The sequence below is a fragment of the Ectopseudomonas composti genome, assembly GCF_900115475.1.
Lineage (GTDB): Bacteria > Pseudomonadota > Gammaproteobacteria > Pseudomonadales > Pseudomonadaceae > Aquipseudomonas > Aquipseudomonas composti.
This window is the reverse complement of record NZ_FOWP01000004.1, coordinates 192175-214483: the sequence shown is the minus strand read 5'-3', so window position 1 is coordinate 214483 and position 22309 is coordinate 192175. Positions and strand designations below refer to the sequence as shown.

Below are 22309 nucleotides of genomic sequence, written 5' to 3'. Positions count from 1 at the left end.
CATTAATTCAATAACTTGGCGCCATGATGCGGAATAAAAACATTCTTATTCAGTTTTATTTTTACTTATGTTTCAACAACTTAGGTTTGACATAAAGAAGAACCAGGCCGAAAATTCGAGGCCATCACGATCATTGCAACAGCAGGAGCGAACATGAAAGGCGACAAGAAGGTCATTCAACATCTGAACAAGATTCTTGGTAACGAACTGGTCGCCATCAACCAGTACTTCCTGCATGCGCGTATGTACGAAGACTGGGGTCTGAAGAAGCTCGGCGAGCACGAATATCACGAGTCCATCGACGAGATGAAGCATGCCGACAAGCTGATCAAGCGCATCCTGTTCCTCGAGGGCATTCCGAACCTGCAGGACCTGGGCAAGATCCTGATCGGTGAAAACACCAAGGAAATGCTCGAGTGCGACCTGAAGATCGAGCACAAGGCACACGGCGACCTGAAGGCCGCCATCGCCTACTGCGAGAGTATCGGTGACTACGCCAGCCGCGAGCTGCTGGAAGAAATCCTCTGCTCCGAGGAAGATCATATCGACTGGCTGGAAACCCAACTCAGCCTGATCGAAGCCGTCGGCCTGCAGAACTACCTGCAGTCGCAGATGGACGAATAAGCCTTACCCGCTACATAAAAAACGGGAGCCAATGGCTCCCGTTTTTCATGTCCTGACGCTCGAACACAGGCTACGTAGGGTGCGCCATGCGCACCAATGACAGTGGCGCCGATGTTTCGGTGCGCACGGCGCACCCTACATGGCGCTCCGCTTTATCGCAGGAGCAAATTATCCCGCCTGTCGCGCCTCGCTCTCCTTGACCCGGAACCACGCCGCATATAGCGCCGGCAGGAACAGCAGGGTCAGCGCCGTGGCGACGACCAGCCCGCCCATGATGGCCACCGCCATCGGCCCGAAGAACACACTGCGCGACAGCGGAATCATCGCCAACACCGCCGCCAGGGCGGTCAGCACGATAGGCCGGAAGCGGCGTACCGTTGCTTCGATGATGGCGTGCCAGCGATCCAGGCCGTGGCTGATGTCCTGCTCGATCTGATCGACCAGGATCACCGAGTTACGCATGATCATCCCGGCCAGGGCGATGGTGCCGAGCATGGCGACGAAGCCGAACGGCTGGCGGAAGATCAGCAGGAACAGGGTCACCCCGATCAGGCCCAACGGCGCGGTAAGAAACACCATCGCCGAACGCGAGAAGCTCTTGAGCTGCAGCATCAGCAGCGTCAGCACCACCACGATGAACAGCGGGATACCAGCGTTGACCGACTTCTGGCCGCGTTGGGAATCCTCTACCGTGCCACCGACCTCCAGCAGATAGCCCGCTGGCAGCTCGGCGCGGATCGGGTCCAGCGTCGGCAGGATCTGCTGGGTCAGGCTGGCCGGCTGCTGACTGCCATAGACATCGGCACGCACGGTGACGTTGGGCAGGCGGTTGCGGTGCCAGATGATGCCCTCCTCGAAGCCATACTCCAAGGTCGCCACCTGCGACAGCGCCACGCTGCGACCGCTGTCGGTCGGCACTGCCAAGCTCGGCAGCAGGCTCAGCGCCTTGCGCTCCTGCGGCGTACCACGCTGGAGAATCTCGATCAGCTCGTTGCCTTCGCGGTACTGGCTGACACTGGTACCCGACAGCGAACCCTGCAGAAAGCGCGACAGCTCGGCGGTGTTGACGCCCAGCGCGCGGGCACGATCCTGATCGATATTGAGGATCACCACCTTGCTCGGCTCTTCCCAGTCCAGGTGCACGTTGACCACATGCGGGTTCTCGCGCACCTTGTCCGCCACTTGGCGAGCCAGAGCACGCACCTCGTCGATGTGCTCGCCGCTGACACGGAACTGGATCGGGTAACCCACGGGTGGTCCGTTCTCCAGGCGGCTGACGCGACTGCGCAAGGTCGGGAATTCGTCATTCATCACCTGGATCAGCCAACCACGCAGGCGCTCACGCTCTTCGATGCTCGAAGCCAGTACCACGAACTGGGCAAAGCTGGCCGCAGGCAACTGCTGGTCGAGCGGCAGGTAGAAACGCGGCGACCCCGTGCCGACGTAGGCCACGTAGTTGTCGATACCAGGCTGTTCCTTGAGCAGTTTTTCCAGACGATGCACTTCGGCCTCGGTCGCACTCAGTGAAGCACCCTCCTCCAGCTTGATGTCGACCATCAGCTCCAGGCGCCCGGAGGCCGGGAAGAACTGCTGCGGCACGAAACGGAACAGCAGCACGGAGGCCACGAATAGAGCAAGAGTCAGCAGGATCACGATGCCCCGACGGCGCACGCACCATTCCACCGTGGCGCGAACGCGGCGGTAGAACGGCGTCGAATAGGGGTCATGACCTGAATCGCTGCCGCCGTGCTTGGCAGCGTGCAGCTTGGCCAGGTCCGGCAGCAGCTTATCGCCGAGGTACGGCACGAACATCACTGCGGCAATCCACGAGGCGATCAGCGAAATGGCCACCACCTGAAAGATCGAACGGGTGTATTCACCGGTGCCGGACTGCGCCGTGGCGATGGGCAGAAAACCGGCAGCGGTGATCAGGGTGCCGGTGAGCATGGGGAAGGCGGTGCTGGTCCAGGCAAAACTGGCGGCCTTGAAGCGGTCGTAGCCCTGCTCCATCTTGATCGCCATCATCTCCACCGCGATGATCGCGTCGTCCACCAGCAGGCCGAGACCGAGTACCAGTGCACCGAGGGAAATCTTGTGCAGTCCAATGCCGAGGTAATACATGGCGGCGAAGGTCATCGCCAGCACCAGCGGAATCACCAGCGCCACCACCAGACCGGTGCGCAGACCGAGGGAGAAGAAGCTGACCGCGAGCACGATCACCAGCGCCTCCACCAGCACCTTGACGAACTCGCCCACGCCGGTCTTCACCGCCGCGGGTTGATCCGACACCTTGCGCAGCTCCATGCCCAACGGCAGGGTCTGTTGCAGGCGGGCGAACTCGCCTTCCAGCGCCTTGCCCAGCACCAGGATGTCGCCGCCGTCTTTCATCGATACGGCAATGCCCAGGGCATCCTCGCCCATGAAGCGCATGCGCGGCGCGGGTGGGTCGTTGAAACCGCGTTTGACGTCGGCCACATCGGCAATGCGAAAGGTACGGTCGCCAACGCGAATGGGGAAATCACGAATCTCGTCCACCGACTCGAAACGCCCGGTCACGCGCAGTTGGATACGCTCACTGGCGGTTTCGAAGAAACCGGCGGCGGCCACCGCATTCTGTGCCTCCAGCGCCTGCTGAACCGCAGAAAGCGGCAGGCCGAGGGTCGCCAGCTTGGTGTTGGACAGCTCGATCCAGATCTTCTCGTCCTGCAGACCGACCAGCTCGACCTTGCCGACGTCCTTGACCCGCTGTAGCTGCAACTGCAGACGGTCGGCGTAATCCTTTAGCACGGCGTAGTCGAAACCACTGCCGGTCAATGCATAGATATTGCCGAAGGTGGTGCCGAATTCATCGTTGAAGAACGGGCCCTGAATACCGGGCGGCAGGGTATGACGGATGTCGCTGATCTTTTTGCGCACCTGATACCACAGCTCGGGAATCTGCGCGCTGCGCATGGAGTCGCGCGCCATGAAGGTGACCTGCGACTCGCCGGGACGAGAGAAACTGGTGATGCGGTCGTATTCACCGGTCTCCATCAACTTCTTCTCGATGCGCTCGGTGACCTGGCGCGACACCTCTTCGGCGCTGGCGCCTGGCCAGTTGGTGCGGATCACCATGGCCTTGAAGGTGAACGGCGGGTCTTCGCTCTGACCCAGCTTGGTGTAGGACAGCGCCCCCACCACGGCGAACAGCAACATGATGTAGAGAACGATCTGACGATGACGTAGCGCCCAGGCAGACAGGTTGAAGCTCATGCAGGCTTACTCCTTGGCAGCCAGTTCGACATTGCGATTGTCGCGGTCCACCGGGCGTATCTGCTGGCCCTCGCGCAATACCTGGACACCCGCGGCCACTACCCAGTCGGAAGCGGACAGCCCCTCCAGCACAGGCACACGGTCATCACCATAGGCGCCCACGCGCACCGGCCGGCGCTGTACAGTGTGCTCCTTGGGATCGACGACCCAGACGAACGCCTGGCCCTGCTCAGCGCTGAGCGCCGACAGCGGTACGGCCAGCGGTACCTCGCCATTGCTGGCGATGAACACGCGCGCACTCTGGCCCAGCTCTGCCGGCACCTTGCCCTCGACGAACGCGACACGCGCGGCGAAGGTACGCGATTGTGGGTCAGCAGCAGGCGCCATCTCGCGGATACGTCCTGGAAAACGCTGGTCAGGCTGCGACCAGAGCTCCACCTCCACCACCTGACCAATTTCGAAACGGCCGAAGCTCTGTTCCGGCAGACTGATCGACACTTCACGCTCGCCATCTGCGGCGAGGGTGAAAACGGTCTGGCCGGCAGCGACCACCTGCCCGACTTCCACCGTGCGTCGTGCGATCACGCCATCCTGGGAGGCGCGCAGCACGGCGTAGTCGGTCTGGTTGCGGGCGACGTCGTACTCGGCCTTGACCTGCTTCAGGCGCGCCTCGCCGGCGCGATACTGGTTCTCGACGTTATCGAACTGCGAGCGGCTGACCAGGTTGCGCTCGAGCAGCGTCTTGTAGCGCTCACGTTCGGCGCGCACGGTCTGCAGGTTGGCATCGGCTGCGGCCATCTGCGCACGAGTAGCCTCCAGTTGCAGGCGTACGTCCTGCGGATCCAACTCGGCCAGGGCCTGATCCTTCTTCACCCGGTCACCCACGTCGACCATGCGCTTGCTGACCTTGCCGCCGATGCGGAAGGCCAGTTCCGGCTCCAGACGTGCCCGCACTTCGCCAGGATAACTGTCGACCAGCGCAGCGGCCGGCTGAGGCTGCACCACCATGGCCGGACGGCTTGGTTGCTCCACCTGCTCGCCATTGCCGCAGGCAGACAACAGAAATACGAGACCCAGAGAAGCAACGAGCGGGAGAACGTGGCGAGACATGTCAAACACCTTTCGGAGAAGGTTTAGGGCGACCTCCAAACGCCACCTGCGTTGTCATCACTGCGCTGAAAACAGGCTCAGATACTCATTTACGGCACGTAAACTCCGCTTCTTCGCCTGTTTTCGCCTTGCGCTGACTACCTCGCCGACGCTTTTGGAGATGCCCCTTGGAATATTTGTACTGCCGGGTATAGTAAAAATAGCAAACTCGCCAGTCCAGTATTAAAATCCGCCAATGCCTGACAAGTTGTTACAACCTTCCGGCCCCGGTCGTCCGAAGGACCCCGCCAAACGCCGCGCCATTCTCGAGGCGGCCAAGAGCCTGTTCCTGCGTAATGGTTATGACGGTAGCAGCATGGACGCCATCGCTGCCGAGGCGGGCGTTTCCAAGCTCACGGTGTACAGCCATTTCACCGACAAGGAGACGCTGTTCTCCGCGGCGATCAAGGCCAAGTGCGAAGAGCAACTCCCCGAACTGCTGTTCGAACTACCGGATAACGTGCCGCTGGAAAGCCAGTTGACGGGCATTGCGCGCGGCTTCCTGGCGCTGGTCAACAGCCGCGAGTCGGTGGAAATGCATCGGATGATGGTGAATCTGGCCAGCCAGGGCTCGAAGCTATCGCAGATGTTCTACGAAGCCGGCCCTAAGCGGGTGCAGGACGAAATGGAAGTGCTGCTGCACAAGGCCGGCCAACGGGGCCTGCTGAATCTGGAAAATCCGCATCTGGCCGCCGATCACTTCTTCAGCCTGCTCAAGGGCGGTGCGCATTTCCGCCTGCTGATCGGTTGTGGCGAGCCGCTGGAAGGTGAAGCCGCGGAACGCCACGTACAAGACGCCGTGCAACTGTTTCTGCGCGCTTACCGGCCCTGAACCCTAGGCGCCGGCTTCCAGCTTCTTCTTCGGGTAGATATCGTAACGGCTGGATTTTCCTTCCAGCACGTAGCCCGGTTTGCCACCTTCGACTGCCGGTGCCTTGCGCGGGCGCTTGACCACCACGCGATGCGTGGCCAGTGCCAGCGCCGCTTCGAGCAACGCCGGCGCGTCCAGATCGTCACCGACGAAGGGCCGGAACAGGCGCATTTCCTTCTTCACCAGCGCGCTCTTGTCACGATGCGGAAACATCGGATCGAGGTAGATCACCTGCGGCGCCTCGCCCTGCCAGTTGCGCATCAGCTCGATGGCATTGCCAGTGAGCAGGCGCATGCGCGCGGCGATAGGCGCCACGTCGAAATCCAGCGCCGCACGCTGCAGGCCATCTTCCAGCAATGCAGCCACCAGCGGTTGGCGCTCGATCAGGGTCATCTCGCAGCCCAGGCTGGCCAGCACGAAGGCATCGCGCCCCAGCCCCGCCGTCGCATCGAGAATCCGCGGACGAACGCCTGACTGCACGCCGACGGCCTTGGCAATCATCTGCCCACTGCCGCCGCCGAACTGACGTCGATGCGCTGCAGCCCCCTCGACGAAATCCACCCGTACCGGGCCGGGCGCCTTGTCGCCCAGCTCCACCAGTTGCAGCCCATCGTCGCCCAGCTGCAGGGCGAACTCGGTTTCACCCTCGAGCGGTAAGCCCAGGCGTGACGCCCATCGGGCAGCCACTTCGGCGTACTGAGGATGCAAGGCTTGGATGCGGATGCTGGCGTTATGCCGCTCGTCGGTCATTGGCTCGTTCTGCTCAAAAATCACTCAAAACATCGACCGCGCGGCCGATATCGAAGAAGCGGCATTCTGCCAGACCCGGCCGCCGACAGCCGCATCGAGTGTGCACATGTTCGACGCTCTCTCCGCCCCACGCCCAAGTAGCAGCCCTGCCAGCCCGCGCCCACTGGACGAGGAACTCGACCGCGCGGCGCGCGAATCCATCGACTATCAGATTCTGCGCCGCACCCTGGGCATAGAGGACGAACAGAAACCCGGAGAAATTGCCCGCGAGCTGCAGCAGACGGCCGAGCCACCTGCCGTCTCCAGCAGTGCCGTAGCCGTCAGCCAGGCCGTGATCGATCAGCGCAGCCTGGAGCTCAACGTCAGCAGCGGACAAACCCCGCAGCAGGTCGACCCGCTGGCGCTGGACCTGGCCGGCAACGGGTTTTCCACCAGTGGCCTGAACCGCCCGGTGCGTTTCGATCTGGATGCCGACGGGCGTATGGACTCGATCAGCGTACCCACCGGCGACGATGCACTGCTGGCGCTGGATCGCAACGGTAGTGGGCGTATCGACGATGGCCGCGAACTGTTCGGCGATCAGCATGGCGCCGCCAATGGCTTCGCCGAACTGGCGCGTTTCGACGACAACGGCGACGGCCGTATCGATGCGGCCGATGCCGTGTTCGACAAGCTCCGTCTGCTACGTTTCGACAGCCAGGGTCGACAACATCTGCAAACGCTCGGCGAAGCTGGGGTCAGCGCCATCGACCTGCGCGCTCGCGACGTCAGCATCGCCTTGGGTGCTTACGATCAGATCGCGCAGCTGGGTCGCTTCGAATTCGCCGATGGGCGCAGCGGACAGGCAGCCGATCTGCTATTGGCCAAACGCTAGTCGCGCCGCGTCGGCATGCGGGTAGGGTGCGCCGTGCGCACCGGGAATAACGTGGTGCTTGCTGGGTGCGCACGGCACACCCTACGTGAAGCACGTCCGACCGATAGCCCTGGGCGAGTGCAACCTGCCGCAGCGCCAATGGCGGGTTGCAAGCACCTCAGCGGCACATCCGCCACATGCCCATGTCCACGTGAAAGTGATCACGGTGCGCAGCGTTGTATTCAGGGCCGAGGGTGACATTGAAGCTGTCGCAAGCTGCCTCCTGCACCAGCCGCAGGAAGCGCGCCTTGTCGTCCTCTCGTGGCCAGTCCCGCAGCACACTGATGTGCTGGCCGTCGCGCAGACGGAAGCCGACCATATCCAGCGCATTAGCATAGGAATGCTGGCTAGGCCGTTGGCTGCCGGCGATGCTGCGGCAGGCGAAACTGCCGACATGCTCGACGCGGGTCACCGGCTGGCCAAACACCGCCTGTGCAGCCGGCTGCAGCCCATGTCGCTCGAACAAAGCGAAGCTCACCGCCAACGGACAGGTGGCCATGAAGCTGCTGCTCAGGCCGACGCTGGCCCCCTGGATGCGCACGGCGTTCTCCACCGGGCAACCCGGGTGCGGCGTGCTGTCGGCCAGGCGGGTGAAACGCAGCCCGGACGTCGCCAGGGCCAGGTCGCACAACGCGCGATCCTCACCCAGGCGCCAGAGCTTGAAGGGGGTCAGCAGGTTCGGCGTCTCTCGCACGTCCAGCGGCGCCCAGGGGTTGAAACGCGGCGCCACATCCAGCCAGCCACGCCACACCGCCACCAATAGCGCCGCGCCCAGCAACAGGGAAAGAAACAGCAAACGGCCGACTATCCGTATCAGCATATTCATCCTCCATCAGAGCAAGCCAAGCTGCTCCAGTTCCGGCTCGATCTCCAAAACCGGCAGTTCAGGCAAGCCAGGCAGGAGCTGCATCAGTTGCTGATGAAAACGTCGCGCCAGCTCCGGTGCCAGACGGTTGTCCGAGGTATGGGCGAAGACGTAAGGACGCAGTCCCTGTTCGATCCAACCGGCGACCTTGTCTAGCCAGGGCAGCATGAAGGGGTCGTTGGCCAGCAACTCGGGATGACCGATGAAGCGCAACTGCGGGCTCTGGCTGAACGCGGTGGGCCGAGTCGGCAGACGCGGCTTCTTGGCTTGCGCATGCAGCACGGCCGGCGCCTGTGAGTCGCAGCTGAACAGCGCACGCGAGTCCAGGCAGATGCGCTCCATACCCCGCTCGTGCAGCAGGCGATTGAGCATCCGCTCGGCATCGCCCTTGGCGAAGAATTCCGGGTGTCGCACTTCTATCGCCAGCGGCCAGTCGCCCCACTGCTCGATGAACGCCGCCAGCTCGGCCAGCCGATGAGGTGCGAAGCTGGCCGGCAGTTGCAGCCAGTAAGGCGCTACCCGTTCGCCAAGCGGTGCCAGCAACTGACGAAACTGGGCGACTTCCTCCAATTGTTGGCAGAGGTCATCGCTGTGGCTGATATCGCGCGGCAACTTGGCACAGAAACGAAAGTGCGCTGGCATCGCCAGCGCCCAGCGCGCTACCGTTTGCTCGCTGGGCCTGGCGTAGAACGTGGTGTTGCCTTCCACCGCATTGAACACTTCGGTGTAGCGACTAAGAAACTCGGTTGGCCGGGTATCCTGCGGATACAGCGTGGCACGCCAGGCAGCTTCGCTCCAGGATGGGCAACCGAGAAAATAGGGAAGCGCAACGCTCATCGATCTAGGTAACGGACCTGGCTAAAGGGCATGAGCCGTGAAACGGAGTTACGCGTAGAGATCGAGCCCGAGCACTTCCTGCGCATCGTACTCGCTGGCGTAGGCGGCGGTGGTGCTGTAGCTGGACAGCGCCTGAGCAGCACGGTTGCTCAGCGCAGGCTGTTGATAACCGAGGTCCTGCGAGCGCGCCGGCAGGCTGTCGGTGTTACTGCTGCTGGCCTGTACACGGCGAATCTGCGGTGCCTGCTCCAACCCCTGGCTGCTGGCCGGAGCAGCTGGTTGCTCACGCTGAGACTCGACTTCCCGCTGCGCCTCGCGATAGGGCGTGACCGCAGTGCCCGAACGGGGGCCGCGATCTGGCGAGTAGGGAGGTAAGTAACCGTCGATCCGCATCTAGGACTGCTCGGTGGGCTCGGCTGAACAAGTGACTGTGCTGGCAATGTAGCGGCGGGCTACGCCATTGGCAAATCCCGAAGGGGTCCTGGCAGCGGCCATCCGACCAATTGTCATGCTGGCGGCGCTTTCGGCGTGGCGACCTGGTCACGCAGGTACACCGGCTGCGCCTGATCGGCCGGCAACGCCTCGCCACGCGCCCAGGCAAAACAGGCCAGGCTCAGCAGGTCTTCGGCATGCGGCAGCTGGCTGCCATCCATGCGTGTTGGCGTGAGGGCGATACGCGCGGCGAAGGTGCCCCAGCCGGTGCCGGCACCGAACCAATCTGCGCTGCTGCCACGCGGAGCTTCGGCTTGTTCCGGCGGCAACACCGCCTCCTGACCGAGCAGACGCATCTCGCCAGCCTCGGCGCGATAGCAGCCCCAGTAAACCTCGTCCATACGCGCATCGATGGCGGCTGCAACCTGAGTCACGCCCTGCTCACGCAGCGCACGCTGGGCCAGCACGGCCAGATTGGAGACCGGCAGCACCGGACGCTCCAGGGCAAAGGCAAGGCCCTGGACCACACCAATGGCGATGCGTACACCGGTAAATGCACCCGGACCACGGCCGAAGGCGATGGCGTCCAGAGCCGAAGCAGCGATACCCGCTTCGCCCAGTAGTTGCTGAATCATCGGCAACAGGCGCTGTGCGTGCAGGCGCGGGGCGACTTCGTAGTGGCTGAGCACGCGACCATCATGCAGCAGCGCGACGGAGCAGGCTTCGGTGGCGGTATCGAGGGCCAGGAGAGTGGTCATTGCATTCGGACAGCTGAAGAAAAAAGAGCCGGCATTAGACCGGCTCGACAACATTTTTTCCAGCGCCATGACGGCGCCCGGCTCATGCCGAGCGACCGACGGGCGCCCTTAGAGGCTGCTCAAAGTCTCGCGAGCTAGAGCAATGCAAGGCGCAACGACCAACGGGAGTAACAGCCGAAGGCTGGCCCGAAGGGTGAGCGCCAGCGAATCAAACAGGCGATGAACGACCGGGGTCGCGTTCGACTGTACTTTTGTACATGAGCATTACTCGCTGCGCTCGCCCTGCGGGCCGTCCTGCGGACGTTCAGTGACAAGTCACTGTCCGAGCCTGTTTTTAACGCGGCAGGGCCGACGCGCAGCAGACTTTGAACAGGCTCTTACCAGGGCTCAACCACCGGCTCGGCCTCCCAGTCTTTGAGCGGCGCCTTGGACCAGGTGCCGTAGCCAGCATTGGGGAACACGATCCACTCCACGCCCCATTTGTCCGACTCTTCGGCAACGGTCTTGCGCTGTGCGTCGAGCGGCGTCTTGCGGAAACGCCCGTCGAAGTCATGCAGCGTATCGCCCAGTAACATGATGATCTGGTGATCGGCGCTGACAATAGCGCGGCGCTCGACCTTGGGCGGGCCAAGCAGCAGCACACTTTCTTCGGATACCTGCGGCAGGCCCAGTTTGCTCAGGGTGGCCAGGGTGTATTTCTTCTGCTCGTCGGCACGGTCGGAGACGTAGCGAATGGTCACGCCGAGCTTGTCGGCATGCTCGAGAAACTTCTTCGCACCGGGTATCAGCTCGGGCGTGCCGTCGCGCTCCCAGGGCAGCCAGGTGTCCCAGGCGTCATACTGGTGACAGTTGGCCAGATCGCGCGCCAGCAGCGCGCTGTTGTCGATCACGGTTTCATCGAGGTCGGTGACGATGGCCAGCTTCGACGGATCCTTCGCCGCCGCAACCGCCTTGTCGAGCTTCTCGGTGGCGATGTTGTAGGCCTGCAGCTGCAGCGCCTGGACTTCCGCAGACTGCTGCTGAAAGCGCAAGCCCATGGTGAACTCGGCAACAGAACAGTCAGCCTTGCCCGCGGCGGGAGTGTCGGCAAATGCCAGTGGAGTGCTCAGCAGCGATACCGCAAGGCCTAGCCAGATGCGTTTGTCGGTCATTGAATGCCCTCTTCCTTATTGGTTATCGACACGCCCCGGCGCAGGCCGGGAGCTGCATCGTCGATACTACTGGGCCCGTGACGCGAGCCCATGCTTGAGAGCGACAACAACGTGTCCATGTTCCATAAACGAACAAGGCCCCTTTCGGGGCCTTGTTGCAGCGACGGTTGGCGGCAGGGACTCAGCCCAGAGCAGCCAGAGTCTTCGCGGTGATGTCTTCGACGCTGCCGACACCCGGAATATGGCTGTATTTCGGAGTACCGGTGGCAGCGGAAAGCTTCTGGTAGAAGTCCACCAGCGGCTTGGTCTGCGAGTGGTAGACGGACAAGCGGTGACGCACGGTTTCTTCCTTGTCATCTTCGCGCTGGACCAACTCTTCACCGCTGACGTCGTCCTTGCCGGCGACTTTCGGCGGGTTGTATTCGGTGTGGTAGACGCGGCCGGAAGCCGGGTGTACGCGACGACCAGACAGACGCTTGACGATCTCCTCGTCTTCCACGGCGATTTCCACCACGTGATCCAGAGCGACGCCAGCATCACGCAGGGCTTCAGCCTGCGGAATGGTGCGCGGGAAACCATCGAACAGGAAACCGTTGGCGCAATCGGCCTGAGCGATGCGCTCCTTGACCAGATTGATGATCAGGTCGTCGGAGACCAGACCGCCGGCGTCCATTACGCTCTTGGCCTTCAGGCCGAGCTCGGTGCCAGCCTTGACCGCAGCACGCAGCATGTCGCCAGTGGAGATTTGCGGAATGCCGAATTTCTCGGTGATGTAGCGAGCCTGGGTACCTTTGCCGGCACCGGGCGCCCCCAGCAGAATCACGCGCATCGATGTGCTCCTCAAGAGTTATGTAGTAATCGGTCGGACTCGCCTCGTGGGGCCAATCTCTTAAGTGGTATGCGGCAGCAGTAGCGGCCAAAAGGCTGATCAAGATACACAGCGCACCCCAGGCGCACAAGCCGCCAAAAGTCGGATAAAAACCCTCCTCCTGGCGGCCTGGGCCTGGCATCCGGCGCTGCACTGGCAGCTGTTTGCCAGTGCAGGGATACCCTTAGCCGGTGTTGCGCAAGCCCGCTGCGATACCCGCAACGCTGACCAGCAGCGCCTGCTCCAGAGGGCTCTCCGGCGCCTGTTCACGTTGCCGGCAGCGCGCCAGCAGCTCGGCCTGCAACAAGTGCAGCGGGTCGAGATAAGTGTTGCGCACACTGATCGATTCCAGGGTTTCCGGATTGTGCGCGAGCAGTCGCGACTGCCCGGTCAGTTCCAGTACGGCAGCGCACGCCTGCGACAATAGGTCGCGTAACTGCGCACCCAGCGCCTGCAGCGCCGGTTCGACCAGGCGCTCGTCATAGAGCGCAGCGATGCTGGCGTCGGCCTTGGTCAGCACCATCTCCAGCATGTCGATGCGTGTGCGGAAGAAAGGCCACTGCTCGCGCATGTGCTTCAGCAGTTCGGCATCGCCACCTTGCAGCGCCTGCCCCAACGCCTGCTCCCAGCCGAGCCAGGCCGGCAGCATCAGGCGCGTCTGGGTCCAGGCGAAGATCCATGGAATGGCCCGCAGGCTTTCCACGCCCCCCTCGCGCCGCTTGGCCGGACGGCTGCCCAGCGGCAAACGCCCCAGCTCCTGTTCCGGTGTGGCCTGGCGGAAGTACTCGACGAACTGCGGATGCTCGCGCACCACGCCGCGATAGGCCTTCACACCGACATCGGCGAGGCGGTCCATCATCGCGCGCCAGCTCGGCTCTGGCGCCGGCGGTGGCAGCAGCGTGGCTTCCAGCACTGCAGCCAGATACAGGTTGAGATTCTGCTCGGCGATATCCGGCAGGCCGAACTTGAAGCGGATCATTTCTCCCTGCTCGGTGGTGCGGAAGCGCCCCGCCACCGAGCCCGGGGGTTGCGACAGGATGGCCGCGTGCGCGGGGCCACCGCCACGGCCGACGGTGCCACCGCGACCATGGAACAGCATCAGTTCAACCTGATGCTCGCGACACAGACGCACCAGCTCCTCCTGGGCGCGGTACTGCGCCCAGGCCGCGGCGGTTGTACCGGCGTCCTTGGCCGAATCGGAATAACCGATCATCACTTCCTGCGGGCCATGCAGGCGCGCGCGATAACCGGGCAGCCCAAGCAACCGGTCGATCACCGGCCCGGCATGATCCAGATCGGCCAGGGTTTCAAAAAGTGGCACCACCCGCATCGGCCGGCGCAACCCGGCCTCTTTCAACAGCAGTTGCACCGCCAGCACATCGGAGGCGGCACCGGCCATGGAAATCACGTAGGAGCCCAGCGATGCGGCAGGAGCCGCGGCCACCTCACGGCAGGTGGCGAGCACTTCAGCAGTATCGGCCGAGGGGCGATAGTCGCTCGGCAGCAGCGGGCGGCGGTTTTCCAGCTCGCGCTGGAGGAAGCTCAGGCGCGCCTCCTCATCCCATTCGGCGTAACGACCGAGGCCCAGATAATCGGTGATTTCCGACATCGCCGCCGCGTGTCGAGAAGAATCCTGACGAACATCGAGGCGCACCAGAAACAGACCGAAGGTGGCTGCTCGGCGCAGGCAATCGAGCAAGGGACCATCGGCAATCACGCCCATGCCGCAAGCATGCAGCGACTGGTAGCACAGCTGCAGTGGCGCCAGCAGGTCATGGTTGTCGCGCAGTACCGCAGCACTTGGTGCCACATCGGCAGTGAGCGCTTGCTGCGACCAACTGCGCGTTTCACGCAGGCGCTCGCGCAGCTGCTTGAGCAGGGCGCGATAAGGTTCGGCGCTGTCGCCCACCTGCGCACGCAGCTCGTCACTGGCTTGCTGCATGGACAACTCGGCGGCCAGTTGGTCGACATCACGCAGGTACAGGTCTGCGGCCATCCAGCGCGCCAGCAGCAACACTTCTCGCGTCACGCGCGCCGTGACATTGGGGTTACCGTCCCGGTCACCGCCCATCCACGAGGCGAAGCGAATCGGCGCAGCCTCCAGCGGCAGACGCAGCCCAGTGGCGGCCTGCAGGCTCTGATCGGCGCGGCGCAGGAATTGCGGCACGGCTTGCCACAGCGAATGCTCGATGACGGCAAAGCCCCACTTGGCTTCGTCCACCGGGCTGGGCCGGCTGCGACGAATTTCCTCGGTATGCCAAGCCTCGGCGATCAGCCGCTGCAGGCGCTGGGCGATGCGTTCACGTTCGGCTGGCAACAGGTCACTGTGATCCAGTGCCGTCAGCTGCGCCGCGATGGCATCGTATTTCTGGATCAGCGTGCGCCGCGCCACTTCGGTGGGATGCGCAGTCAGCACCAGCTCGATGTCCAGGCGCCCCAGCTGGCGCGCCAGTTCATCGCTGCCCTGCCCAGCAGCGAGCAGGCGTTCGAGCAATTCGTCGAGCACGCGCAACTCGAACGGCTCGGGCTCATCCGCACGGCGACGGCGCACCCGGTGTTGCTGTTCAGCGATATTGGCCAGGTTGAGAAACTGATTGAAGGCCCGCGCCACCGGCAGCAGTTCGTCGTCAGCCAGATCCCCGAGGGTGCTGGTCAGTTGCTCGGCACCTGCGGCAGAACCACGACGACCGGCCTTGGCTGATTTGCGTATGCGTTCGATCTTGTCGAGAAACTCGTCGCCCATTTGGGTGCTGATGGTATTGCCGAGCAGCTCGCCAAGCAGGTGCACCTCTTCACGTAGGCGCGCATCGATTTCCGCCATGTCGCACTCCTTCTCCTGTCCAGTGTCAACAGAGTGCCCAGCGCGCCAACTTCTTACAAGGGTGCGACGCGTACCCAGGCAGGCCTGCGTGCTGGGACTAGGCTTGCTGATAGGCGTGCTGGATGCGCTAGCCGGCATCAGTTGCGCCACCCGTGAAGGAGCTATGACATGAGAATTCGCGAACTGGCAAAGCACTGGGAACAAAACGCCAAGGGTCACCTGACCTCGACTCGTTATCACATTCACCTGGATATCGAATCAGCCGCTCGCCTGGCGGCGCTTACCGAGATGTACCCCAAGCATCACAGCGAAGAACTGCTCGGCGAGTTGATCGGCGCTGCGCTCGAGGAGCTGGAAGCCAGCCTGCCCTACGTGCGCGGCAGCAAGGTGGTGGCACTGGACGAGCAAGGCGACCCGCTGTACGAGGACATCGGTCCGACACCGCGCTTTCTCGCGCTGTCGCGCAAATACCTGCGCGAACTGAGTGACACGAGCAAAGAGACGAGCCATTGACGCCCTGAACGGCCCTTTTCGTTCGACATATTGTTCAATTTTGAATGTTCAGGCAGACAACACGTCTGCCGAGCAGCCCTTTGTGCGTCGACGCAGCGCCTCCCGCCGCCTTTGGTGATTCGCGGGCGAACCGGCCTCTCATCACCCACCAAACCCTCTAGATACAAGGGTTTAAAGAACGTCCTCAACACGCATCGAAAACGACGCAGCGGGCTTTCCATGCGCGAATAGTTGACTAACCAGTCATCCAGAAAACCATAAGCACCCTGTGTTTTTTTCTGAACTATTCAAAAAACCTGCCGGTCCCACTTACAGGCCATCGTGGCAAGCCGACATCGCCAACACCCTTGGTAGACGGACAACACGACCGGCCAATCGCTACGGATATTGTCGTTCATAGGAGTGTTTCAAATGGAGTTAGCCGCCATGAAGACCCATACCGAGAAAACCCCGCGTAGTCGCATGCACGGGATCAAACTGGCTGCCCTGGTATTGGGTAGCAGCCTGGTACTGGCTGGCTGTGCGGGTAACCCGCCCAGCGAGCAATACGCCGTGACGCAGTCTGCCGTGAACTCGGCGATCAGTGCCGGCGGTACCGAGTTTGCCGCCGTGGAAATGAAATCGGCGCAGGACAAGCTCAAAGAGGCCGAGTTGGCCATGCACGAGGAAGACTACGAGAAAGCTCGTCGCCTGGCCGAACAGGCCGAGTGGGACGCTCGACTCGCCGAGCGCAAGGCTCAGGCCGCCAAGGCAGAGCAAGCTCTGCAGGACGCCCGCCAGGGTGTTCAGGAACTGCGTGAGGAAGGCATGCGCAACGCTCAGTGAGCAGCATGTCACCCACCCATTCGCTGACAGATCAAAGGATGAACGCCATGCGTAAACACGTGATGATCCCCGCCCTTCTGGCCCTAAGCGTCGGCCTGGCCGCCTGCTCGCACCAGCCCAACGCCAATCTGGAGTCTGCGCGCAGCAACTTCTCCTCGCTACAGAGCGATCCGCAGGCGAGCAAGATTGCCGCGCTGGAGACCAAGGAAGCCCAGGAGTGGCTGAACAAGGCCGACAAGGCCTACATGGACAAAGAAGACGAGAAGAAGGTCGACCAGCTGGCCTACCTGACCAACAAACGCGTTGACGTAGCCAAGCAGACCATCGCTCTGCGTACTGCCGAAGCAGAACTGAAGAACTCCTCGGCGCAGCGCGCCCAGGCCCTTCTCGACGCTCGCGATGCGCAGATCCGCAAGCTGCAGAACAGCCTCAACGCCAAGCAGACCGAGCGCGGCACGCTGGTGACCTTCGGCGATGTATTGTTCGACTTCAACAAGGCCGAACTCAAGAGCAGCGCCCTGCCTAACGTCACCGAACTGGCACGCTTCCTCCAGGAAAACCCGGAGCGCCAAGTGATCGTCGAGGGCTACACCGACAGCGTCGGTTCGGCCACCTACAATCAGGGCCTGTCCGAGCGCCGTGCCGAGGCCGTGCGCCGCGCGTTGGTCCGCGCAGGTGTGGCGCCGACGCGCATCGTCGCCCAAGGTTACGGCAAGGAGTATCCGGTTGCGGACAACTCCAGCGACTCCGGTCGTGCGCAGAACCGTCGTGTGGAGGTGACCATCTCCAACGACAACCAGCCGGTCGCTCCGCGTTCGGCTACCGGCGCCTGATAGCGTTGCCGTAAAAAAGAAACCCGCCTGATGGCGGGTTTCTTTTTGGCTGTACGTTTACCGGGTACATCGTGCGTACCGATAACGCCTCGGTAAACCCTACAGCGTCATTACCTTACTGCTCCAACGCCGGCGTTTCCTGCCCCATGCAGCGCACGGCCTGCTTACGATTATCCACCAGCACGCCGGTCAGGCCCTTCTGCTGCAGGTCGAACAGCACTAGCACGCCGTCGATGCACTGCGCCACCTGATCGGCCGGTTTCAGCGAGACCTTGTAGTCCTCACCGGGGACGGTCTTGAGCATGGTGAAGTCGGACAGCAGCAACGCGTCTTCCGGCTTGGCGAAATGGACGTAACCGTAGTACCAGAGCACACCGATGGTACCGACAATGCTGGCGACACCAGTGAAGATCAGAGGGATGGGATTGCGTTCGGTCATTGCGGACTCTCTGTTGCGGATTCGGTGGTCGGTGCCTGGCGCTCGACATAAGCCTGCGGCGCGCTGAAGAACGCCAGCAACGATTGGCGCCAGGCGGGTTCGGCAAAGGTTTGCACGTGCGGACCACGGGTCGCCTGAAAGGCACGTGGCGGGCGCGCAGCTTGATACAAACGCTGGCCATTGGAAAGCGGCACGATCGTATCGTCAACACTGTGATAGATCAGCAAGGGCACACCTTCGAGTTGCTCGATGCTGCGAATCGCGCTGTCGCCGTCAGGCACCAACCAGGACAGCGGCACCTGCAACGGCCAGGTAAGCCAGCTCTTGCTCAGGGCATAGCGGCCGACATCACGATAACTGGCCGGCACACCATCGAGCGCGATGGCCCGCACGGCCGACTGACGCTCGGGATGCTGCGTCAGGTAATGCACTGCCAGGGCGCCGCCGAGGCTCTGCCCGAGCACGAAAAGCGGCGCGCCCTGCACCTGCGGCGCCTGCTCGAGCCAGGCGAAGGCCGCCTCGATGTCCTGATAGACCTCCGGCAGCCGCGGCTTTCCTTCAGACAAACCGTAGCCACGATAATCCAGCATCAGCACCTGATAGCCCTGCTCCGGCAGCCAGTGCACACCGCCCAGGTGCCAGGCCAGGTTGCCGCCGTTGCCATGCAGATGCAGTACCGTGCCCTTGACCTTCACTCCGGCCTTGGCCGGCAGCCACCAGGCATGCAGGCGCGTGCCATCGGCGGCGCGCAGCTCGATATCGCGGTACTCCAGCCCGGCACGCTCGGGGGTGATCGGCAGCCCTGGCTCCGGGTAGAAAAGCAGGCCACTGCAACCGGCCAGCCACAGACTGACCAATAGCAATGTCAGCGCTCGCAGGCTATTTGCCACCGGCGCGAACCTCTTCACGTGCCTGAACGGTCGCCGCATAGACGCGTTCGGCCAGGCGCGAGAACGGCAGGCTCTGGATCCACACCGTGCCGGTTCCCTTGAGCGTGGTCAGCAAGATCCCTTCGCCGCCGAAGAGCATGCTCTTCAGGCCGCCCGCCAGGGCGATGTCGTAATCGATACCGCCGCTGAAGGCCACCAGGCAACCGGTGTCCAGACGCAGGGTTTCATTGTTCAGTTCCTTGCGGATCACCGTGCCGCCAGCATGCACGAAGGCCAGGCCATCACCTTCGAGCTTCTGCAGGATGAAGCCCTCGCCACCAAAGAAACCGGCGCCCAGGCGTTTGGCGAAGCTGATACCGATGCTGGTGCCATGTGCGGCGCAGAGGAAGGCGTCCTTCTGGCAGATCAAGCGGCCGCCGATCGTCGCCAGGTCGATGGGCACCACGGTACCCGGATAAGGCGCCGCAAAGGCGACCCGCGCCTGACTCTTGCCGGCATTGCTGAAGTGGGTCATGAACAGCGACTCGCCGGTGAGCATGCGCTTGCCGACGCTCCACAGCTTGCCCAATAGACCGCTGGAGGAGCCGTCGCCCATACGCGTTTCGAAGCGTACACCTTCGGTCATATAGTTCATCGCCCCAGCCTCGGCGATCACCGTCTCGCCGGGGTCGAGGATGATCTCCACCGATTGCGCCGAAGCACCGAGGATTTCGTATTCGAGTTGATGGCTGGGCACTTGCAGGTCTCCGGGGTGGGCCACGACGTTGTAAACCTGACGATGCGCTGCGCCGGCGGTGCGCGCGGCGCACCCTACAGGGCTGCGATCAGAGGATATTGGCGTAGTCCGCTTCGATGCGATCCAGGCTCAGGTGGTTGAGGAAGTTGGAAAAGCACATCCACGCCGATAGCGCATTCAGGTCCTGGAACTGCGGCGGCAGGTACTTGGGCGGCAGCACCAGGCCCTCGTCCACCAGCTTGCGCAGGGTGCGCATGTCTTCGAGGGTGGTCTTGCCGCAGAACAGCAGCGGAATCTGCTCCAACTTGCCCTTGCGCACCGCCAGCTGAATGTAGTTGTAGATCAGGATGAAACCCTTGAGGTAGGACAGGTCCTTGGTGAACGGCAGGCCGTTCGGCAGCGAGCCGCGGAACACCCGACTGGCGTTGCTATAGCCGCCCTCCAGGCCGTAACCCTGCTCGCGGAAGAACTCGAACACCTCAAGGAAATCTGCGCCTTCCTCGGCCATGTGGATGGCGCGGGTGCGGTTGGTCAGCTTGCGCAAGCGGGTCGGGTAGGAAGCGAAGGCGATCACTTCCATGAGAATGGCCAGACCTTCCTGGGTCACCGTCGACGAGGGTGGTCCCTTGGCCAGGAAGGTGCAGATCGGCTGGTTCAGGCCATTGAGCGTGGTGCCGACATGCACCAACCCTTCGTGCACCTCCAGCGCCTTGACGTCGCGCTCGTTGAAGCGCGCGTCGCTGCGAATCTTGATGTAGTCGGCGCCCGCCGCCGCATCGGCGAGGATGCCGTCGGACTCGAACACGCGGATGGTGTCATCACCGAAAACCCCGGCCAAGCGCTGCTGCAGGATATTCACCACATCGGCGGCGCCAAGCACCTTGGGCTCGTCTTCCAGGTCGCCACGGGCGGCAATGTTGTTGAGGTAATCGGAGAGCATCAGACCGAGATCGGCCAGGGTCGGATCACCGGCGTGGAAGGCGTCGGTGGCCGCGCCGTAGAGCTCCTGGCTGATCAGGCCGAAATCTTCGGTGCCGCGCGCTTCGAGCATGCGAATCACCATGCGGTATTCCTTGCACATGCGCCGCATGATCTGCCCGACCGGATTGAACTGGCCGAGATGACGGGTGATGTCGCGCTCGATGTTCTGGAATTCCAGCTTCTTCGCAGCAGCATCGAAAGCCAACGGCCGGCTCAGGTAGTAGTCGCGATTCACAGCCGGCGGCTGCTTGCCCTTGGCCTTGAGGAAGGCATCGCGGATACCGTCGTCCCATTTCACCGCATCGAGTACACGGATCGGCGTCTGCGCTTCGACGATGCGGTCACTGAGTGCGCGGATACAGAGCTGATAGTCGTCCAGTTTCTGCTGGCTGTTCATTGCGATTCCTACTCGGCCACCCGCTGGTAGCGCGCGACCTCGACGAACAGGTCGGCATTGGCCGGATCGTCGAGATAGTCGAATACCTTGTCCAGCGGGCTGGTGATCAGTGCACCGTCAGCCTCCGGCATGGAGACGGTCTGCCCTTCCAGCAGGCCCTTGCCCATATCCTGAAGGATGCGGTCGGTGTCGAGGTTGTACACCACCAGTTCGTTGTCCTTGGTCAACTCGAAACCGGCGATGGCGAAGTTGGCGCCCAGGCTCTTCGGCAAGCCCGCCGAGAGATACCAGCGGCGACCATGATGGGCGACGGTGAAGCCGAACTCCTCGAGGCCGCCTGCGTTGTCCGGGCTGCCTTCGTAAATGCGTGCCTCGTAGAGGTTGGAACCGGCACGGGTGATCTCCAGATACAGTTGATCGCCCCACTCGTCCTGCCGGGTCCACTCACCCAGCAATGGGATGGGTGCCGCCTCGTTGGCCGGGATCGGATCCTTGAAGGTGACCAGGCAACCACTCAACAGCAGGAAGGACAGGGCGACCAGTGCGCGCCAGGTTTTCATTACGCTCTCCTTGTGAAAACCACCAGCCGGTTGGGCATCAAAGCCCCAGAACCAGATTCATATAACGTTTAAGGATGGCCAGCATTCCCTGGCTGTCCAGATTCTCGACGCCATCGAGCAGGCCCTGATACTCCATCCGCACGATGGTGGCCGTCAACAGCACGGCATCCTGCTCGGGCTGGCGCGAGCCCAGCACTTCGAAGAAGTGGGTGACGCCCTGCTGCAGGATCTGCCGATGGGCACGCACCAGTTCACTGAGACGTGGATTGAGCAGGGCCTCCTGCTGGAACGCTTGCTCGACGATCAGGTGATCACGACGCTCGCGCAGTTGGCGCTGCACGTACTGCACCGCCAGCCCGGCGATATCGTCGGCCAACTGCCTGCGCGCCTGCTCGCTGCCATCCAGACGCCCAACCATCTCCTCCAGCGCGCCCTGGGTGCTGGCCCAGAACGCCGCCATCTGCGCCGCGCTGCGCTCGACGAACTGGGAGAAGGTATCGGTGATCAGGTCATCGATATCCTTGAAATAGTAGGTCGTGGCCGACAGCGGCACCTGCGCCTCGGCCGCCACCGCACGGTGACGCACGGCGCGCACGCCGTCGCGCACGATAATGCGCATGGCAGCATCGAGAATCGCCTGACGACGCTGCTCGCTGCCTTGTCGGCTGGCCTTGCGGCCCTGGTATTGCACGCTTTCGGCGACGGCATTGGCTGCCTGGGTGGCATTCGGGGAAGCAGGTACGGAGCTCACGGTGGGTCGACCCTCTACTTCTAGTTATGACTGGCAGAGTAATAGCTTGGACATGCAACCAAAAGGCTCCGTTTCGCTTGCGGGCAGCGAACA

At 62.7% G+C, this 22309-nt stretch carries 22 protein-coding genes; 6 read left to right on the top strand and 16 right to left on the bottom strand.

Going from position 1 to position 22309, the window contains the following annotated elements:
- Positions 1–153: 153 nt before the first annotated feature.
- Complete coding sequence (gene bfr / locus BM059_RS09445) at positions 154–624, top strand: bacterioferritin (protein WP_003462607.1); 471 nt, start codon at positions 154–156, stop codon at positions 622–624.
- 168 nt (positions 625–792) lie between these two features.
- Here bfr and BM059_RS09440 read toward each other — a convergent pair whose 3' ends face one another.
- Both BM059_RS09440 and BM059_RS09435 read right to left on the bottom strand, forming a co-directional pair.
- Positions 793–3876: an efflux RND transporter permease subunit gene (locus BM059_RS09440; RefSeq protein WP_074938199.1), complete on the bottom strand. Its 3084-nt coding sequence runs from the start codon at positions 3874–3876 to the stop codon at positions 793–795.
- A 6-nt stretch (positions 3877–3882) separates the two neighbouring features.
- On the bottom strand, positions 3883–4986 hold the full coding sequence (locus BM059_RS09435) for an efflux RND transporter periplasmic adaptor subunit (protein ID WP_074938197.1): 1104 nt from the start codon (positions 4984–4986) through the stop codon (positions 3883–3885).
- Between the two features lie 235 nt (positions 4987–5221).
- Here BM059_RS09435 and BM059_RS09430 point away from each other — a divergent pair, with 235 nt between their 5' ends.
- On the top strand, positions 5222–5857 hold the full coding sequence (locus BM059_RS09430; protein ID WP_037003126.1) for a TetR/AcrR family transcriptional regulator: 636 nt from the start codon (positions 5222–5224) through the stop codon (positions 5855–5857).
- A 3-nt stretch (positions 5858–5860) separates the two neighbouring features.
- Here BM059_RS09430 and BM059_RS09425 read toward each other — a convergent pair whose 3' ends face one another.
- Entirely contained in the window at positions 5861–6646 is a 786-nt protein-coding gene (locus tag BM059_RS09425; RefSeq protein ID WP_074938195.1) for a class I SAM-dependent methyltransferase, read from the bottom strand.
- A 106-nt stretch (positions 6647–6752) separates the two neighbouring features.
- Here BM059_RS09425 and BM059_RS09420 point away from each other — a divergent pair, with 106 nt between their 5' ends.
- The gene (locus BM059_RS09420; protein WP_244154402.1) at positions 6753–7520 is read left to right on the top strand and encodes a hypothetical protein; all 768 of its coding nucleotides are present in this window, start codon (positions 6753–6755) and stop codon (positions 7518–7520) included.
- Between the two features lie 157 nt (positions 7521–7677).
- Here the strand turns inward: BM059_RS09420 and BM059_RS09415 are convergent, their stop codons facing one another.
- The 7 genes from BM059_RS09415 to ppc form a co-directional block, all read right to left on the bottom strand.
- Positions 7678–8379: an extensin-like domain-containing protein gene (locus BM059_RS09415; RefSeq protein WP_074938193.1), complete on the bottom strand. Its 702-nt coding sequence runs from the start codon at positions 8377–8379 to the stop codon at positions 7678–7680.
- A gap of 12 nt (positions 8380–8391) precedes the next feature.
- Entirely contained in the window at positions 8392–9261 is an 870-nt protein-coding gene (locus BM059_RS09410; protein WP_037003120.1) for a DUF72 domain-containing protein, read from the bottom strand.
- Between the two features lie 48 nt (positions 9262–9309).
- Positions 9310–9654 (bottom strand): hypothetical protein, encoded by a 345-nt coding sequence (locus tag BM059_RS09405; RefSeq protein ID WP_037003119.1) that lies wholly within the window; start codon positions 9652–9654, stop codon positions 9310–9312.
- A gap of 113 nt (positions 9655–9767) precedes the next feature.
- Positions 9768–10451, bottom strand: coding sequence for a tRNA (adenosine(37)-N6)-threonylcarbamoyltransferase complex dimerization subunit type 1 TsaB (gene tsaB, locus BM059_RS09400; RefSeq protein ID WP_074938191.1), 684 nt, complete (start codon positions 10449–10451; stop codon positions 9768–9770).
- 377 nt (positions 10452–10828) lie between these two features.
- The gene (locus tag BM059_RS09390) at positions 10829–11602 is read right to left on the bottom strand and encodes a 5'-nucleotidase, lipoprotein e(P4) family (RefSeq protein ID WP_074938188.1); all 774 of its coding nucleotides are present in this window, start codon (positions 11600–11602) and stop codon (positions 10829–10831) included.
- A 181-nt stretch (positions 11603–11783) separates the two neighbouring features.
- The gene (gene adk / locus BM059_RS09385) at positions 11784–12431 is read right to left on the bottom strand and encodes an adenylate kinase (RefSeq protein WP_037003116.1); all 648 of its coding nucleotides are present in this window, start codon (positions 12429–12431) and stop codon (positions 11784–11786) included.
- A 223-nt stretch (positions 12432–12654) separates the two neighbouring features.
- Positions 12655–15291: a phosphoenolpyruvate carboxylase gene (gene ppc, locus BM059_RS09380; RefSeq protein ID WP_074938186.1), complete on the bottom strand. Its 2637-nt coding sequence runs from the start codon at positions 15289–15291 to the stop codon at positions 12655–12657.
- A gap of 168 nt (positions 15292–15459) precedes the next feature.
- Between ppc and BM059_RS09375 the strand changes: the two genes are divergently transcribed.
- The 3 genes from BM059_RS09375 (at position 15460) to BM059_RS09365 (ending at position 17462) form a co-directional block, all read left to right on the top strand.
- The gene (locus tag BM059_RS09375; RefSeq protein WP_037003113.1) at positions 15460–15804 is read left to right on the top strand and encodes a hypothetical protein; all 345 of its coding nucleotides are present in this window, start codon (positions 15460–15462) and stop codon (positions 15802–15804) included.
- A gap of 411 nt (positions 15805–16215) precedes the next feature.
- Positions 16216–16629: a DUF4398 domain-containing protein gene (locus BM059_RS09370; RefSeq protein ID WP_074938184.1), complete on the top strand. Its 414-nt coding sequence runs from the start codon at positions 16216–16218 to the stop codon at positions 16627–16629.
- Positions 16630–16676: 47 nt separating this feature from the next.
- Positions 16677–17462 (top strand): lipotoxin F family OmpA-related lipoprotein LptF, encoded by a 786-nt coding sequence (locus BM059_RS09365; protein WP_074938182.1) that lies wholly within the window; start codon positions 16677–16679, stop codon positions 17460–17462.
- A 115-nt stretch (positions 17463–17577) separates the two neighbouring features.
- Here BM059_RS09365 and BM059_RS09360 read toward each other — a convergent pair whose 3' ends face one another.
- From BM059_RS09360 to BM059_RS09335, 6 genes are all read right to left on the bottom strand, one after another.
- Positions 17578–17901 carry a PA3694 family proteiin gene (locus tag BM059_RS09360; RefSeq protein ID WP_074938180.1) on the bottom strand — a complete coding sequence of 108 codons (324 nt, stop codon included), beginning with the start codon at positions 17899–17901 and terminating at the stop codon, positions 17578–17580.
- Entirely contained in the window at positions 17898–18791 is an 894-nt protein-coding gene (locus BM059_RS09355) for an alpha/beta hydrolase (RefSeq protein WP_074938178.1), read from the bottom strand. Before BM059_RS09355 ends, BM059_RS09360 begins: the two co-directional genes overlap by 4 nt.
- Positions 18781–19527, bottom strand: a complete 747-nt coding sequence (locus BM059_RS09350; protein WP_037003108.1) for a TIGR00266 family protein — start codon at positions 19525–19527, stop codon at positions 18781–18783. The genes BM059_RS09355 and BM059_RS09350 overlap by 11 nt, the downstream gene beginning before the upstream one ends.
- A gap of 88 nt (positions 19528–19615) precedes the next feature.
- Positions 19616–20905, bottom strand: coding sequence for a flavohemoglobin expression-modulating QEGLA motif protein (locus tag BM059_RS09345; RefSeq protein WP_074938176.1), 1290 nt, complete (start codon positions 20903–20905; stop codon positions 19616–19618).
- An 8-nt stretch (positions 20906–20913) separates the two neighbouring features.
- Positions 20914–21465 (bottom strand): hypothetical protein, encoded by a 552-nt coding sequence (locus BM059_RS09340; protein WP_037003105.1) that lies wholly within the window; start codon positions 21463–21465, stop codon positions 20914–20916.
- A 37-nt stretch (positions 21466–21502) separates the two neighbouring features.
- Positions 21503–22216, bottom strand: coding sequence for a TetR/AcrR family transcriptional regulator (locus BM059_RS09335; protein WP_074938175.1), 714 nt, complete (start codon positions 22214–22216; stop codon positions 21503–21505).
- Between the last annotated feature and the right edge of the window lie 93 nt (positions 22217–22309).